Genomic DNA, 14,171 nt, shown 5'->3' on the forward strand with positions numbered 1-14,171 from the left:
GCGGCTACAATTACGCCGATATTGCGCGCTATTTGAACGGGCGAGGAATACCGCCAGTGAGGGGCGAAAAGTGGAACAAAAACAGCTTTCACAGCATATTTGCAAACCGCAAATATTTGGGCAAATACATTTATCACGGCGAGGAAATAGACGGCGGTATGCCGCGCATTATCGACGACAAACTGTTTGACGAGGTGCAAGAGGTGTTGCGGAAATACGCCGCCGCTCCGTCGAGGGGCAAAGCCGTTGAGGAATACATATTATCGGAAAAATTGATATGCGGCAAGTGCGGCAATAAAATGACGGGTGTAAGCGGTAAAAGCAAGAATAAAGAATTGTATTTTTATTATGCTTGTAACGGACACGTTAAAGGCAAATGCGACAAAAAAGCCGTCCGCAAACAGTTTATCGAGGACGAGGTTATTGCCGCCATAGTGGGCGAAAAAGGCATATTAAACGACGAGTATATAGACCTAATCGCCGCCGAAACTTATTTACTGATACAAGCCGAGCGGAACGACAGCGAGATAAAACGGCTTGAAAAGGTTATTGCGGAAAATCAAGCGGCTATCAATAACTTAATGCAAGCACTAATGCGCGGTAAGATTGCCGACACGATTTTAGCGCAAATCGAAAAGTTAGAGAACGAGAACGCCGAGCTGAACGCAACTATTGAGAGCGAAAAGGCTTTACAAATCAATTACAGCTATGAAGACATACGCAAGTGGTTATTACATTTCAGAACGCTGGACTATTCCAAGAACAAAAACCGCAAAGCCCTTGTCGATACGTTCATTTATAGAGTTGTGCTTTACGACGATAAAATGAAAGTATTATTCCACTTAAAAGACGGGCAAAAGAACGAGTTGCTTATGAACTTGATTTTCCCCGATTACCCCGACGGCAACGGCGAAAGCGGGAGCGAGGACGAAAACGGCGCAAAAGAAAAAGAAACCGATAAATCGGTTTCTTTTTCGGGGTGTTCTTATACCCCCGTAATGGTGCACCCAAAGAGACTCGAACTCCCAACCTTCTGGTCCGTAGCCAGACGCTCTATCCAATTGCGCTATGAGTGCATATTATCTTCAAGCGTATTACCGCTTGCAACAAGTATTATATATTAAAAGGTTTGTTTTGTCAAGCAATTACGCCGCGTAAATTTCAAAAACCCGAAATGTTTTACAAAGCAGGAATTTCTTGGCTTGTTCAATCGTTTGCTCCCCAACTTCACCGTCATCGCTTTTGGGCGGTATATTCTTTTTAACCGCTTTCCTGAATATTACGAAGTACGCTATAAGCATTGCTCCGCCCGTTATCGTCCACGACAACGGATAAACGACGAGCAGCACCCAATACAGCGGGTACGCCGCGAACACGGTGTATATCCAAATAAGCCGCAGCACGCACGACCCGACTATGGTAAACACGGCGGGCAAAAGCGAATGCCCCATGCCGCGCAACGCGCCGCCCGCGATTTCGTAAAGGCACGGGATCATAGAGCCTATGCAAACACACCAAAGCCGCATGACCGCATACTCGATCGCGACCTCGTCAGTCGTATAAATTCTTATAAACAATCTGCCGCCCGCAACGAATACCACGCTTAGCACGGTGGACACGACAAGTCCCGACAGCATATTTATCTTGAACGCTCGCCTACACCTATCGAACTCGCCCGCCGCGTAGTTCTGCCCAAAGAATGTAACAGTCGTTTGCGCAAACGCATTGACGAAGAAATACACGTAGCTTTCGAAGTTCACCGCGTCGCCGCTGCCCGCCACCGCCTGCGCGCCGAACCCGTTTATAGAGGTCTGAATAAACACGTTGGCAATGGAAAATACCACGCCTTGGAGTCCCGCGGGCAAGCCGATCACGCAAATGCGGATAAGGTATTCCTTGCGGAACTTCGCACCGCGCTTCACTTTAAGCGATTCGTCCTTCATAATAAAAACAATGACGATAGCCGCGCTCAAATAGTTGGCTATGACGGTCGCCGTCGCAACGCCTGCAACGCTCATCTTGAACGCCGCCACAAACAGAATGTTACACCCCACGTTGACTATACCCGTCACGACGAGGATAAACAACGGCTTGCGCGTATCGCCCACACTGCGAAGTATCGCCGCGCCGAAGTTATACACCATTAGCGCAGGCATACCGATAAAGTAAATCCGTAGATACTCAATAGCAAGCGGCAACGCCTCGGGCGGAGTGTCCATGATCTTCAACAGCGGCGCGGAAACACCGATACCCAGCCCCACAAGTATTACCCCGCTCACGAGCGCAATGATAAACGAAGTGAACACAACGCTATGAAGATCGTCGGTACTGCTCTTGCCGACAAGCTCGGCGATAACGACCGTCGCACCGACCGACAGCCCCGTAAAAAGATTTATAATAAGATTGACGAGCGCGCCGTTGCTGTTCACCGCGCTCTGCGCCACACTGCCCTCGAACCAGAAAATTACAGCCATATCCGCGGAAGTAAAAAGCTGCTGTAAAATTCCCGCGAGCGCGAGCGGCAACGCGAACAACAGCACGTTCTTAAACATAGGACCGTGCAGCATATCCATTTGCTTGCCCGCTGCGGCGCGATTGTGTTTTTTAAAGCCGAATAACATGGTTAATATTACCGAAATATGGTATAGCACTTTACGCAAATAAAAGCAATCGAATAAAGGCGGTTTATGCAGAAATATCAAATGTTTTTATTGAACCGACAAATACCGTTTCACTTTAAAAACAAACGTAAGGTTTTCTTGCCCACTTCTATCCAAAAAGAAGTGTGGGTTATGTAAAAAATCCAATGTTTTTATTCAACCAACGAATACTGTTCCCCCGAAAAAATAAACGTAAGGTTTTCTTGCCTACTTCTTTCCAAAAAGAAGTAGGTGGTAAAAATTTTCAAATATCGATTGACAAAGATGTCGAATTATGCTATAAATATTTTAACCACAAAACACTACAAAAAGAGAGGTAAAAAACTATGAAAAGATGTGCAGTTTGCGGCGAGATCTTAGAGGACGGCGTTGACGTTTGCCCCGTATGCGGCGCTAAGAAATTCGAACCAGTAGGCGAAGCGAAATTCGCTTGCGAACACCATGTCGGCGACGGCAAGGTCGAAGATAAGGAAGTTACGGACGGGCTTAAAGCCAACTTCATGGGCGAATGCACCGAGGTCGGTATGTACCTTGCAATGGCGCGCGTCGCCGAGCGCGAGGGCTATCCCGAGATCGCCGAAGCATACAAGCGCTACGCTTACGAAGAAGCCGAGCACGCTTCCAAGTTCGCCGAGCTCTTGGGCGAAGTCGTGACCAATTCCACCAAAAAGAACCTCGAACTCCGTGCCGCCGCGGAAGCGGGCGCGTGCGAAGGCAAGCTCAAACTCGCTAAGCGCGCTAAGGAACTCGGCTACGACGCCATTCACGACACCGTTCACGAAATGGCTAAGGACGAGGCACGTCACGGCGCAGGCTTCGCGGGAATGCTCAAACGCTACTTCGGCAAATAAGTAGCCGAATGCTACGCGATTGTCATGTGTAGGCGTGAGTAAATAATCGAGCGTTTCACCCGAATAATTACAGCAAAGCAAAAGACGGTTCGAACTTAGAACCGTCTTTTTATTTTCCGTTATTTTAATTATTAGTTGTCGTCGCCGCCGACGTAATCTTTTTCGAGCGCATCTGCGGTGCGACCGACGAGTTCTACGATATTGCCGAGCGCCGACAGCGGAACGTAGTTCATATCGAGCGAAACTCTTACGTAGTAAAGGTCGCCCATTTTTTCAAGCGCGACGAAATACTTTTTGCCGATCAATTCAAGCGCCTTAGGCAAGCGGCTCGTCGCAATGTCGCCGACGCGCGAGAGAACCTCAACGACAAGGCGGTTTTGTTGTTGCTCGTGGTCGACGAGAACAAGCTGCGACCTCCGGTTGTCGTCGGGATAAACGAAAGTAATTTTAACTACGTCGCCGTTACCTCTATCGGTCTTGTACGTTGTGTCAAGATGTTTTTTTACGTCATCCCACGTGATTTTAGCCATTGTCATTCTCCTTGTATTTATATTTTAATATGTTGAAAGTATATCATACCACCACCCCGTTGTCAAGGGGGATAGCCGAAATAAACAAACAAAATGGACAGGTCTTATGTTGCCTGTCCATTTACCTAAATACTGTTAAGGATATCGTTGCGCTTAGCGTCGTATTCTTCCTGAGTGATCAAGCCCTCGTCGAGTAGCGCGCGGAGCTTTTTCATTCTTTCGAGCGCGCTCTCGCCCGTAGCGTCGTCGGACCGTTTTTCGCCGTCGGCGGCGCCGCTATCGTCCTTGGTCTTACCCGAATTTTCGAGCGCGGTGTTTGCGGTGATGATCAGCCTGCGCCTATCGGTGCGCCAGAACACTATGCCCGACAGCGACAGCGTAACTACGGCAATACCGAAGAACGCGGCTACCCAGCCGTTCGAAATGATATGCAACGCGTACGGCACGGATTCCATACCGTGCGGCGTAATAGTAAAAGCAGTGAGCAACAGCGAGATATAAAAATCGATATAGAATGAAGATACGCCCGACATGATTTGGTACGGCAAAAGCGTTTTGCGGTATTTAATGTAGTTCATCACTATATTCGATACCATGCCGAACTGTAACGAAACGATAAGCGACGCGCGAATAACGTTGAGCGAATTTATTACGCTCTGCTCCACCGCTTCCGCTTCACCGTAAACTACGTTATTGAAAATGCTTATAATTTGCCAGACGCAGGTTATCCACAAAACCGCGCATAGCCCGATTATCGCCAGGAACACTATCGCGATTATAAAGAACTTTTTGTCCTTGACCCGTTCGATAACACGCACCCACGGAAGCGCGGCAAGCGCGGTGAACCCGACTATACATATCGAAAAAACGATCCCGTAGCCCGTGGAATTAAGCTTGATCAATCGGAACGTCGAGAACATGAGAATTGCGGCGGATATGATAATAACGCAAATTCCGGCAAGCTGAACGTAACGGTACAGCCTGCCCTCGTTATTCTTCGCCCCGACGTCGAACTCGTCGTGACCTACGAAATTGAAATTGAAAAAACCCATGTTATTATCCCTACAATATATCTACGCCCGTCGATAATTTTTACTTCGATAATTTTTAATTATTAATTTTTAATTGTTAATTGGTCAAAACTCTATCTCTTTGATTTCGTCGGGAACGTAGATATCGAGCTCCTCGTCGATACTCGCGTCGGTTATTTTCTCGGCGGGAAGCACGAGGTATTTCGCGTCACCCTCGGCAAGCAGGTTGCCGTCCATATCGAAAATATCGCAGTGCGCAGAGTACGCGCGCGAAAGCTTTTTGGTGTAGTATCCCCTGCCTTTGAGCGGCGTATCGTACGGCACGGGCTTGTGGTACTTGACCGCTATATCCATAGTCACGCCAATCTTGGTCGGCTCGTCCACCCACAAAACTCTGCCCGCGAGCTCGTCGATCATGGTAGCTAACATACCGCCGTGGACGCGACCGGGATAGCTCTGGTGTTCGGGACGGAAAGTGAACAGTCCGCCGCACGAGCCGTCTTCCATATTATAGAACTGACCGCGAACGCCCGCCTCGTTGTTCATACCGCAAATAAGGCACATATGCGAATTGTTTTGCTTAGATACTACTTTCATATTCTCATCCTCTTGTTTTTCAATATTATATACCCGCCGAGAAATATTGTCAAATGCAAAATCGCTTCACTCTAATTCTAATCAAATTCTAATCAATATAATATCCTAATCTAATAATCGCGTACTATAATAAAACCATAAAATCGTTTGGAGGAACCCATGTCAAGCAAGGAAAGAAAAATCGACCAATTCTTATCGATCATCATACTGTTACTGTACGCAGTGATCATAGCGATCAAGTGGGCAATGGTCTATACCGACGTACCGGCAACGGCGATACAGGCGATCGACATCATACGCACGATCGTGCTGTGCCTGATATTCCTGGTCGTGCTGTACAACGCGTGCGGCTGGACGAACAACCTCATACTCAAACTGTTATTCCTCGTTATCGCGCTGTTCCTTATCGCGTCGGCGATAGCGGTGCAGGTCCCGGTGGTGCAGGAGTATTTCGTCGCCAACGGCATACCGCTCATACTGTAAACTGGCTTAGAACCCAAAAAACAGGGCAAAATCGGGTGCAAACTTAGTGTTTGCGCCCTTTTTTTATCAATAAAAATTGACAATCTCGCGGGGTTGTGGTACAATATTATGAGTACCCGATGTCAACCCTCGATAGGATACTTTTGAGGTGCTCGTTTTGGCTCTTTTCCGCCTTATCTCGCTCGAAGTAGCACATAGGCTACGACTTCGCTCGATAAGTCGACAAATAGCTCGAAACGAGCTACCGCAAAAGCGAGCATTTTTAGAATGCAAATCGTAGGCTTAGACAAGGAAACGCCCGCAGTATAAGCCTTATTTCGGCTATACAAGGGCGGTGACGCAGTATAAGTCACGATTTGCCTCTAAAAATGTGTTCAATCGGGGTTGGCATCGGGTAACAAACAAAAGGAAGTAGCTATGTCACAGGAACTTTGTTCTACTATGGAAAAAGCGCCGCAGCGCGCACTGTTCAAGGCGTTGGGCTTGACCGACAACGAACTCAAAAAACCTATCGTTGCCGTCGTGTCTGCGCAGTCGGGTATCGACCCCGCAACCGATAGGCTCTACGCCCTCACCGACGCCGTCAAGGCGGGTATCTACGCAGGAGGCTGCACGCCCGTAGTCATGCCGGTATCGGGCGTTTGCGACGGGCTTACCGCGGGCACGGGCGGTATGCGTTACAGCCTGCCCTCGCGCGAGCTCGTAGCCGACAGTGTGGAAACGCTGCTTACCGCGCACGCGTTCGACGCGGCGGTGTTCGTATCGAACAGCGATATGACAACGGCGGGTATGCTCATGGGCGCAATGCGCGTCAATATCCCCGCCATATTCCTGACGGGCGGAGCGCAGAACAGCGGCAGAGTCAACGGCAAAGCCGTCGGGCTGTCGGACGTTATAAGCGGCGTCGGCAAGGTCAAGGACGGCAGCGTCAATATCGACGAGCTGACCGCGCTCGAAAACTTCGCCTGCCCGAGCTATGGCAGTTACAGCGGGCTTTCGACCGCTAACGCGCTCGCCTGCGCGCTCGAAGCGGCGGGGCTTGCGCTTATAGGCAACGGCACGGTGCCCGCAACGCACAGCGAGCGCATAAGGCTTGCCAAGCGCACGGGTCTTACCGTGTGCGAGCTTGTGCGCGACGCGATCACGCCCAAGATGATACTGACAAAGCGCGCCATATCCAACGCGCTGACTTTGTGTTTTGCGATCGGCGCGTCGACCGATATTATTCTGCATATTCTCGCGGTTGCCGCCGAGTGCGGCGTATCGCTCGATCTCGACGGCGTGGCTGCGATCGCGGCTAAGACGCCCGTACTCGTCAAGCTCGCGCCGAACGGCGACAAGCTGATCGAGGATCTGTATACCGCAGGTGGGGTCATGGCTGTGCTTCACGAACTCGCAAAAGCTAAGATCATAGACGGCTCGGCGCACACCGTCGAGGGCAATGCGCTTGCCGACGGCTACGACCACGCGCACGTGCTCGATACCGAGGTCATTCACAAGATAGACGATCCGTACTCGCCTGCCGCGCTTGTTACCGTCGTGAAAGGCAATCTTGCCGAGGACGGCGCGGTCGCCAAGTACAATTTCGAAACCAAGCCCAATGCGTTCGTGGGCAAAGCCAAGTGCTTTAACTGCGAGGAGGACGCCGTTGCGGCTGTCGGCTCGGGCAAGATAAAGAAAGGCGACGTTATAGTCGTGCGCTACGAGGGACCTATGGGCGCGCCCGGAATGCGCGAAATGCAGTCCGTTATTTCCGCGCTTATCGGCGCGGGCTTGCAGTCGGACGTTGCGCTCGTTACCGATGGACGGCTGCCCGTGGCTACGCGGTGCATTGCGGTCGGGCACGTTGCGCCGGAAGCTGCCGAGGGCGGCAAGATCGCGCTCGTCAAGGACGGCGACAGCGTTAAGATCGATCTCGGCGCGGGGCGTATCGCGCTCGACGTGCCGGCAAAGGAGCTTCAAGCGCGCGCCAAAAAGCTTCGTCCCAAGGACGACAGTATCGGCGGCTGGCTGCTCAGATATCGCTATCTCACCACTTCCGCCGCGAACGGCTGCGTGCTCAAAAAGAAATTCTAGTTCCTACTTCTTTAAAAAGAAGTAGGCAAGAAATTTTTGCTGTCGTGTGTTTGCTTAGGTGGTTCGTTGGTTGTTACACCCGAATAGATTCGTGTCGTTATAAATTACTCCACGCCACTCTGTAATTCCAATCGTAAAAGCAAAATGTCTAACTTATCCTTATTCTCGCCTTTCCTAATTGGGGAAGGTGGCACGAGCGAAACGAGTGACGGATGAGGGCATTATTAAATTAATCTTTATTCCTATCTCCCCCGGAGGTCTTATGAACTTCAAGATAACCCTATTGCCGGGCGACGGCATAGGTCCGGAAGTAATCGACGCAGCGGCGACCGTACTCGGCGCAGTCGGGCAAAAGTACGGACACGATTTCAAAATGACGTCCATGCCCATAGGCGGCGCGGCGATCGACCAGACGGGCGTACCGCTGCCTAACGAAACGCTCGAAGAATGCAACAGCTCCGACGCCGTGCTTTTGGGCGCGGTCGGCGGCGCGCAGTGGGACGACCTCAAACCGCACCTGCGGCCCGAGCGCGGACTGCTGGGACTGCGCGCGGGGCTTAAACTGTTCGCAATGCTCTGCCCTATCGTCAGCCACGAAACGCTCGCGTCGTCGAGCGCGCTCAAACCCGCAACGCTCAAAAAGGGCGTCGACATTATGCTCGTTCGAGAAATCTCGGGCGGCACGTACTACGGCGAGCACGGCTACCGTGACGGCGTGTTCGGGCAAGAAGCGTTCGACAGCGAGGTGTACTCGATAAGCGAGGTCGAGCGCGTTGCCAAGATCGCGTTCGAGCTTGCCGCGGCGCGTAAGAAGAAGCTTGTAAGCGTCGATCATGCCGACCTGCTCACAACGGGCAAGCTGTGGCGCGCTACCGTCGAGAAAACGGCTAAGTCGTATCCCGACGTTAAGACCAGAAGTTTACTCATAAGCGACTGCACGGGGCGGATGCTCACCCATCCCGACGAGTACGACGTGGTGCTGTCCTCTAACGTTTACGGCGGGATACTCGCGGGCGCGTTCGCTGCGGTGTCTGGGTCTATCGGTATGCTGCCGAGCGCGGGCGTGGGCGCGGGAATCAATCTTTACGAACCCGTACACGGCGCGGCGCACGATATAGCGGGCAAGAATATAGCAAACCCGATCGGCGCGATACTGTCGGTTGCAATGATGCTGTCTATGTCGTTCGAGCTCGGTAAGGAAGCTGCGGCTGTCGATAAAGCGGTGCAGCGCGTTCTTTCCAGGGGCATACGCACGCGAGATATCGCCAAGGGCAAGAAGTTCGTGTCCTGCTCCAAGCTCGCCGAGGAAATCGCTTTGGCAATTATTGACGAATAGTATACTTCACACCACTTTATCAATTAAATAAAAAACACCTATTAAGGAGAATAAAAAATGTTCGAACAAATCAAACAACAGCTTGCGGAATACTTCGCAATCGATCCCGCGACTATCACCCGCGACACCTCGTTCGCAGACGACCTTAAAGCCGACTCGCTCGCTATCATGGAACTTGTGTTCAACCTTGAATCGGCGACAGGCAAAACGCTCGACGACGACGCTATGGAAAAGGTCAAGACCGTCGGCGATCTCTGCGACTATATGGAACAAGAATAACACAATTAAAAACGCCCCGAGGGGCGTTTTTAATTGTGTTAATTTTTATCCTTTTTAATTTTCTCTACCTATATATCAAAAACAAATACACACCGTTGGGATACCTAAAATACGGCAAAGAGTTGCCGTCGATTTTAAACTCCGCGTTTTTAACCTTGTCGTATGCCGCGCGTATCTCGGTTGCGTACATATCGGCAGCGTTGACCTGTGCCTTGCCGTCAAAATCAAGCATGACCTCTAACTTACCTATCTCGCCTTTCGCGGCGCTCACCGCCTTGAACAATTCGTTAAGCTCCTCCGCGCTTTCAATAACACGCGAGTATTCCTTGCCGCCTATAACAAGCTTATCGCCCGAAGTCGCATAATAATCGTAATCGCGCTCGGCAATATAAGGCTGCGCCTCGAACACGTGTCCATTCGGCGAGAACGCGCCGAGCGTTTTATCGCTTACCAAAAAATACCCGTGCGACAATTGCTTATCGTACCGCCCGCCCGCGCCCATGTAGTACGCGCTGTCCGCCGTCACGTCAACGTTAAACCACTCACCGCCAAGCCTGACCTTGTTCCAAGCGTGCGGACCCGCGCCGTACGAGCCCGTAACGCGTATCGAGCTTATCCCCTCGATAGCGCACAGAAAATCAAACGCGCGGCTCAGCCCGTCGCATACAGCTTTTTTGCCCAAAAACACGCCGTCCATATAGAACGCGGGATCGTTCATCAGATCGCTGTCGCCTTGCCAATACATGTCGTACAGTTCAAAGTCGTAATCGATATTGCACACGAGCCAATCGTGAATAACGTGAACTATTTCGTACTCGCCGTTTGGATCGGCGTGCCACTCGTTCAAAACGTATTTATCGAGTATCGCCCGCGCCGAAGCATATATCTCCGCTACGGGATCGTCGTCTTCGAAGATCGGGCGCTTGCCGTCGTACACGACCACCGAATACAGTTCGTCCACGCGCGCGCGGTACTGCTCGGTCGTGAGCTGCGCGCCGGAAGTAGCAGACAAAGCCACGCCTTCCGCTTCGTCTATCGGGCGCACGGGCGCAGCCGACGGCGAAGCGATCAAGTGCGGCGAAATATCGGGCGTGTCATAACCGCCGCCGCACCCTATAAAAGATAGGGGGGCACACACTGCCACCGCTACCGATAAAATTTGCTTTAAGTTAAATCGCATAAAACGTATTTTCAATAGTAACGGTTTGCGTTCCGCCACCGCTCTGCCGCACGGTGAACGTTAGCGCTTTGCCCGTACCGCTGCGGTGATAGCTTATGATCGCGCCGATAGTATCGCTTATGTTCGGCGTAACGGTGTAATCTCCTATCTTCTCGATAACGTCGCCAACCGAAATATTTTTTGCGGGAGAGTTTTGGTCGAGCGATGCAACGGTGAGCTTGCCGTTCCTGTATTCGCAATTGAACCCGAACGGAAGCCCCAGCCACCCGATAGCCGAGCTACTTGCGCTCTTGGCGGTCACTGAGATCATCGAAGCCTCGCCGCCGTTGGCGGTAGCCATAATGCGCTTGTAAACAGGATAAAGCACCGACATAGGCACAATGAATCCGGTATTCTCAACGTCGGTATCCGAGCCGCCGTCCACATCGACGCCAACTGAATTACTCATGCGGTACGTACCGAGTCCGACGAGCTTGCCGCTCATATCGAACACACCGCCGCCGCTCATACCGGCGTTGATGACCGCCGTCGTGCGCATTACGGGCACAAACTTCTTTCCACCCTCGTTAAACAGGTTATTGCACTCCAACAGCTCGTACTCGCGCGAAATAACGCCTTCGTACACGGCTACGCCCAAACCCATGGCGTTACCGATCGACACCACGTAATCGCCTTCTGCGACCTTAATATCGGGCGAGAAATACTCGCTGCCTTCGAGATCGTAAACGGTAAACTGCGTGTCGTGCGAAACAGTCAGCACCGCAACGTCGTTAAGACTGTCGTAGCCGACGACCGTCGACTCGTAGAAAGTATCCTCGCCGTAGAACCGCACCGCGGGCAGACGGTGCAGAGAAACGTAGTTTGCAAGCATATGCGCGTTAGTTAGAATATACACGTCGCTGCCGACGCGCTTCATAACGATACCGCTGCCCTTGGAAGTGCCGCACGATACCTCGACTATACCGCTTTTGCGCGCCGACACCACCGCCGAAACATTTTGCTGGACCTCGCCATTCACGTCGATAACGGGCGGAGTCTCGCCCTTGCGCATAAAGTGCGCGGTGATCACCGCCGAGCATATCCCGACGGCTATACACATAATGCACATAACGATGAGCACTATCCACACCATTCGGTTTTCGGTATAGCGTACCGGCTTACCATTGACCGACGCATACCCGCCGTGCATACTGTCATCGCGCGGCGTTTCGATAGTACGCACTTCGGGCGCTACTTCGGGAAGCTTGCTCGCCGTCTCTGCGGGCGAATAATTAATATCGCCGTCCGTCGGAACGATTTTATTTTCGTCGTCCGCGCTTACGGGCACGAGAACGTTGTTATCTTGAATATCACTCATACCGATTATTATACAACAATAAAACCGAATTGTCAACACCGACCTTTGTCGAATACGCTTAGTATTATAATTTTTCGCGTTGTTGTCGAAAACAACGACTATTATACCGTTTTCGCACTTTGTCGAAAATTTATAATACTCGCCTTTTTCGACGAAACTCACAAAATAAAAGCGGCTATGCCGATATCCTCGGCACAACCGCTATTTACTTATTCACCTTTTACCTATTAACTTTTCACTATTACTTCTTACTTCAATCTACGCTCTGTTTATTCTATGCACGTACTTATAATACTCGGCGGGCTCGTAACGGTCGGTGCACTGCCAATGCACAGGCGGCATACCGTTCTTTGATAGCCAATCGTTCACCTTGGAGAACGGCTTTGAGCCGAAGAACCCGCGGTACGCGGAGAGCGGACTGGGATGCGCCGAAGTGACTATAAAATTCCTATTGTCTATGAGCGGCATTTTTTGGCGCGCACTCATGCCCCAAAGGATATACGCGATCGGCTTCTTTCTGAGGTTTAGCGCGGAGATGACCGCGTCGGTAAGCGACTGCCAGCCGAGCGACGAATGAGACTGCGCCTCGCCCGCACGCACCGTCAACGACGCATTGAGCAGCAACACGCCCTGGTTCGCCCAACCGATAAGCGAAGTATCGTTATGCGGCTCAACGCCGAGGTCGGATTTGATCTCTGTAAATATATTGACAAGCGACGGCGGCGCGTCCACACCCTTATTGACGGCGAACGCCAAACCGTTTGCCTGACCCGCGCCGTGGTAGGGATCCTGACCGAGAATGACCACGCGAACTGCGTCGTAATCGACGAGTTTGAGCGCTGCGTATATTTTATCGCGCGGCGGATAAACCTCGTAGCGCGAATATTCGCGGTCTACGGCGGCCATAAGCTCGGCGAAGTACGGTTTATCGTATTCGGCGGCGAGCATTTCGTCCCATTTTTCGGTGATTATCATTATCGGTTTTTCCCCTTTAAATTTCGTAAAAATTATTCGCTGGGCGTCATGACCGCGCTTACGGCGGCGTTCATGATCCGCGGGATCGCGCGCTCGCTGAGCGAGTAAAACATGACCTTGCCTTGGCGCACGCTCTCAACGATATGAGCCGTGCGCAGTATGCGCAGTTGATGCGAAACAGTCGTTTGATTGAGCGCAGTGAGCGTAGAAAGATCGGTCACGCACATAGGCGACACGGACAGCGCGGACACTATTTTAAGCCGCGTAACGTCCGAGAGCGCGTCGAAAAACGCCGCAAGAAGCCCCAAGCTGTTGCCGCTCGGAATACTTTTTTCGACCTTATCCGCAGTGTAACTATCCAACAGCATTGTGTTCATATGTACAATATAACATATATTAAAACGATTGTCAACGGCGATATTTCAAGTAATCGAGCGCAGCTCTACGAAAAATGTCGAAAAGTTATAGCAGTCAAACGGTAAACTTTTCGGCATATTTCGCATATATTATTGTAATTGATTTTTACGGGTAAATTGCATTTAGATACCCGTATAAGCGAGGTCGGCCATGCAAGACGAAATTTTCAATCTGTTAATGATGATACTCATGCTCGAAAACGGCGGTAGCACCGGCAATATCAATCAGCTTGTGCTCATGTTCCTGCTCATGAACTCGCGCTCGCAAAACACCTCTTCACAGCAAAACTCGCGCCACGTATGCTCCTGCGACCGCGACGACGGTTTTACTTTTTAATGAATAAAAAGAACGGCTATACCGAAACATTCGATACAGCCGCCCTTAATTTTTAATTATTAA

14 protein-coding genes, 1 tRNA gene and 1 pseudogene are annotated in these 14,171 nt (G+C 51.1%); 7 read left to right on the forward strand and 9 right to left on the reverse strand.

What is annotated here, in order from left to right:
* The first annotated feature begins 158 nt into the window (after positions 1-158).
* Positions 159-434: pseudogene (locus HDT28_04475) on the forward strand (recombinase family protein).
* A gap of 565 nt (positions 435-999) precedes the next feature.
* Here the strand turns inward: HDT28_04475 and HDT28_04480 are convergent.
* Together HDT28_04480 and HDT28_04485 are read right to left on the reverse strand one after the other, a co-directional pair.
* Positions 1,000-1,076 (reverse strand) — tRNA-Arg (locus HDT28_04480).
* Positions 1,077-1,145: 69 nt separating this feature from the next.
* Complete coding sequence (locus HDT28_04485; GenBank protein ID MBD5131833.1) at positions 1,146-2,621, reverse strand: MATE family efflux transporter; 1,476 nt, start codon at positions 2,619-2,621, stop codon at positions 1,146-1,148.
* A 365-nt stretch (positions 2,622-2,986) separates the two neighbouring features.
* On the opposite strand from HDT28_04485, the gene HDT28_04490 reads away from it, so the two are divergent.
* Positions 2,987-3,511 carry an NADH peroxidase gene (locus HDT28_04490; protein ID MBD5131834.1) on the forward strand — a complete coding sequence of 175 codons (525 nt, stop codon included), beginning with the start codon at positions 2,987-2,989 and terminating at the stop codon, positions 3,509-3,511.
* Positions 3,512-3,642: 131 nt separating this feature from the next.
* Here HDT28_04490 and HDT28_04495 read toward each other — a convergent pair whose 3' ends face one another.
* The 3 genes from HDT28_04495 to HDT28_04505 form a co-directional block, all read right to left on the reverse strand.
* Positions 3,643-4,041: a hypothetical protein gene (locus tag HDT28_04495; protein MBD5131835.1), complete on the reverse strand. Its 399-nt coding sequence runs from the start codon at positions 4,039-4,041 to the stop codon at positions 3,643-3,645.
* A gap of 125 nt (positions 4,042-4,166) precedes the next feature.
* Positions 4,167-5,093, reverse strand: a complete 927-nt coding sequence (locus HDT28_04500; GenBank protein ID MBD5131836.1) for an SHOCT domain-containing protein — start codon at positions 5,091-5,093, stop codon at positions 4,167-4,169.
* 84 nt (positions 5,094-5,177) lie between these two features.
* Entirely contained in the window at positions 5,178-5,669 is a 492-nt protein-coding gene (locus tag HDT28_04505) for a PaaI family thioesterase (GenBank protein ID MBD5131837.1), read from the reverse strand.
* Positions 5,670-5,828: 159 nt separating this feature from the next.
* On the opposite strand from HDT28_04505, the gene HDT28_04510 reads away from it, so the two are divergent.
* The 4 genes from HDT28_04510 (at position 5,829) to HDT28_04525 (ending at position 9,843) form a co-directional block, all read left to right on the forward strand.
* Positions 5,829-6,152: a hypothetical protein gene (locus HDT28_04510; protein MBD5131838.1), complete on the forward strand. Its 324-nt coding sequence runs from the start codon at positions 5,829-5,831 to the stop codon at positions 6,150-6,152.
* A gap of 417 nt (positions 6,153-6,569) precedes the next feature.
* The gene (locus HDT28_04515; GenBank protein ID MBD5131839.1) at positions 6,570-8,228 is read left to right on the forward strand and encodes a dihydroxy-acid dehydratase; all 1,659 of its coding nucleotides are present in this window, start codon (positions 6,570-6,572) and stop codon (positions 8,226-8,228) included.
* A gap of 262 nt (positions 8,229-8,490) precedes the next feature.
* Positions 8,491-9,564, forward strand: coding sequence for a 3-isopropylmalate dehydrogenase (leuB, locus tag HDT28_04520; GenBank protein ID MBD5131840.1), 1,074 nt, complete (start codon positions 8,491-8,493; stop codon positions 9,562-9,564).
* 57 nt (positions 9,565-9,621) lie between these two features.
* The gene (locus HDT28_04525) at positions 9,622-9,843 is read left to right on the forward strand and encodes an acyl carrier protein (protein ID MBD5131841.1); all 222 of its coding nucleotides are present in this window, start codon (positions 9,622-9,624) and stop codon (positions 9,841-9,843) included.
* A gap of 64 nt (positions 9,844-9,907) precedes the next feature.
* Here the strand turns inward: HDT28_04525 and HDT28_04530 are convergent, their stop codons facing one another.
* From HDT28_04530 to HDT28_04545, 4 genes are all read right to left on the reverse strand, one after another.
* Positions 9,908-11,023 carry a hypothetical protein gene (locus tag HDT28_04530; protein ID MBD5131842.1) on the reverse strand — a complete coding sequence of 372 codons (1,116 nt, stop codon included), beginning with the start codon at positions 11,021-11,023 and terminating at the stop codon, positions 9,908-9,910.
* Positions 11,013-12,380, reverse strand: coding sequence for a hypothetical protein (locus HDT28_04535; GenBank protein ID MBD5131843.1), 1,368 nt, complete (start codon positions 12,378-12,380; stop codon positions 11,013-11,015). Before HDT28_04535 ends, HDT28_04530 begins: the two co-directional genes overlap by 11 nt.
* A 258-nt stretch (positions 12,381-12,638) precedes the next feature.
* Complete coding sequence (locus HDT28_04540; protein MBD5131844.1) at positions 12,639-13,355, reverse strand: uracil-DNA glycosylase; 717 nt, start codon at positions 13,353-13,355, stop codon at positions 12,639-12,641.
* Between the two features lie 32 nt (positions 13,356-13,387).
* Positions 13,388-13,732: a winged helix-turn-helix transcriptional regulator gene (locus tag HDT28_04545; GenBank protein MBD5131845.1), complete on the reverse strand. Its 345-nt coding sequence runs from the start codon at positions 13,730-13,732 to the stop codon at positions 13,388-13,390.
* Positions 13,733-13,922: 190 nt separating this feature from the next.
* Between HDT28_04545 and HDT28_04550 the strand changes: the two genes are divergently transcribed.
* Positions 13,923-14,108 (forward strand): hypothetical protein, encoded by a 186-nt coding sequence (locus HDT28_04550; protein ID MBD5131846.1) that lies wholly within the window; start codon positions 13,923-13,925, stop codon positions 14,106-14,108.
* Positions 14,109-14,171: the final 63 nt, after the last annotated feature.

This window comes from Clostridiales bacterium, assembly GCA_014799665.1.
GTDB lineage: Bacteria > Bacillota > Clostridia > Christensenellales > Pumilibacteraceae > Anaerocaecibacter.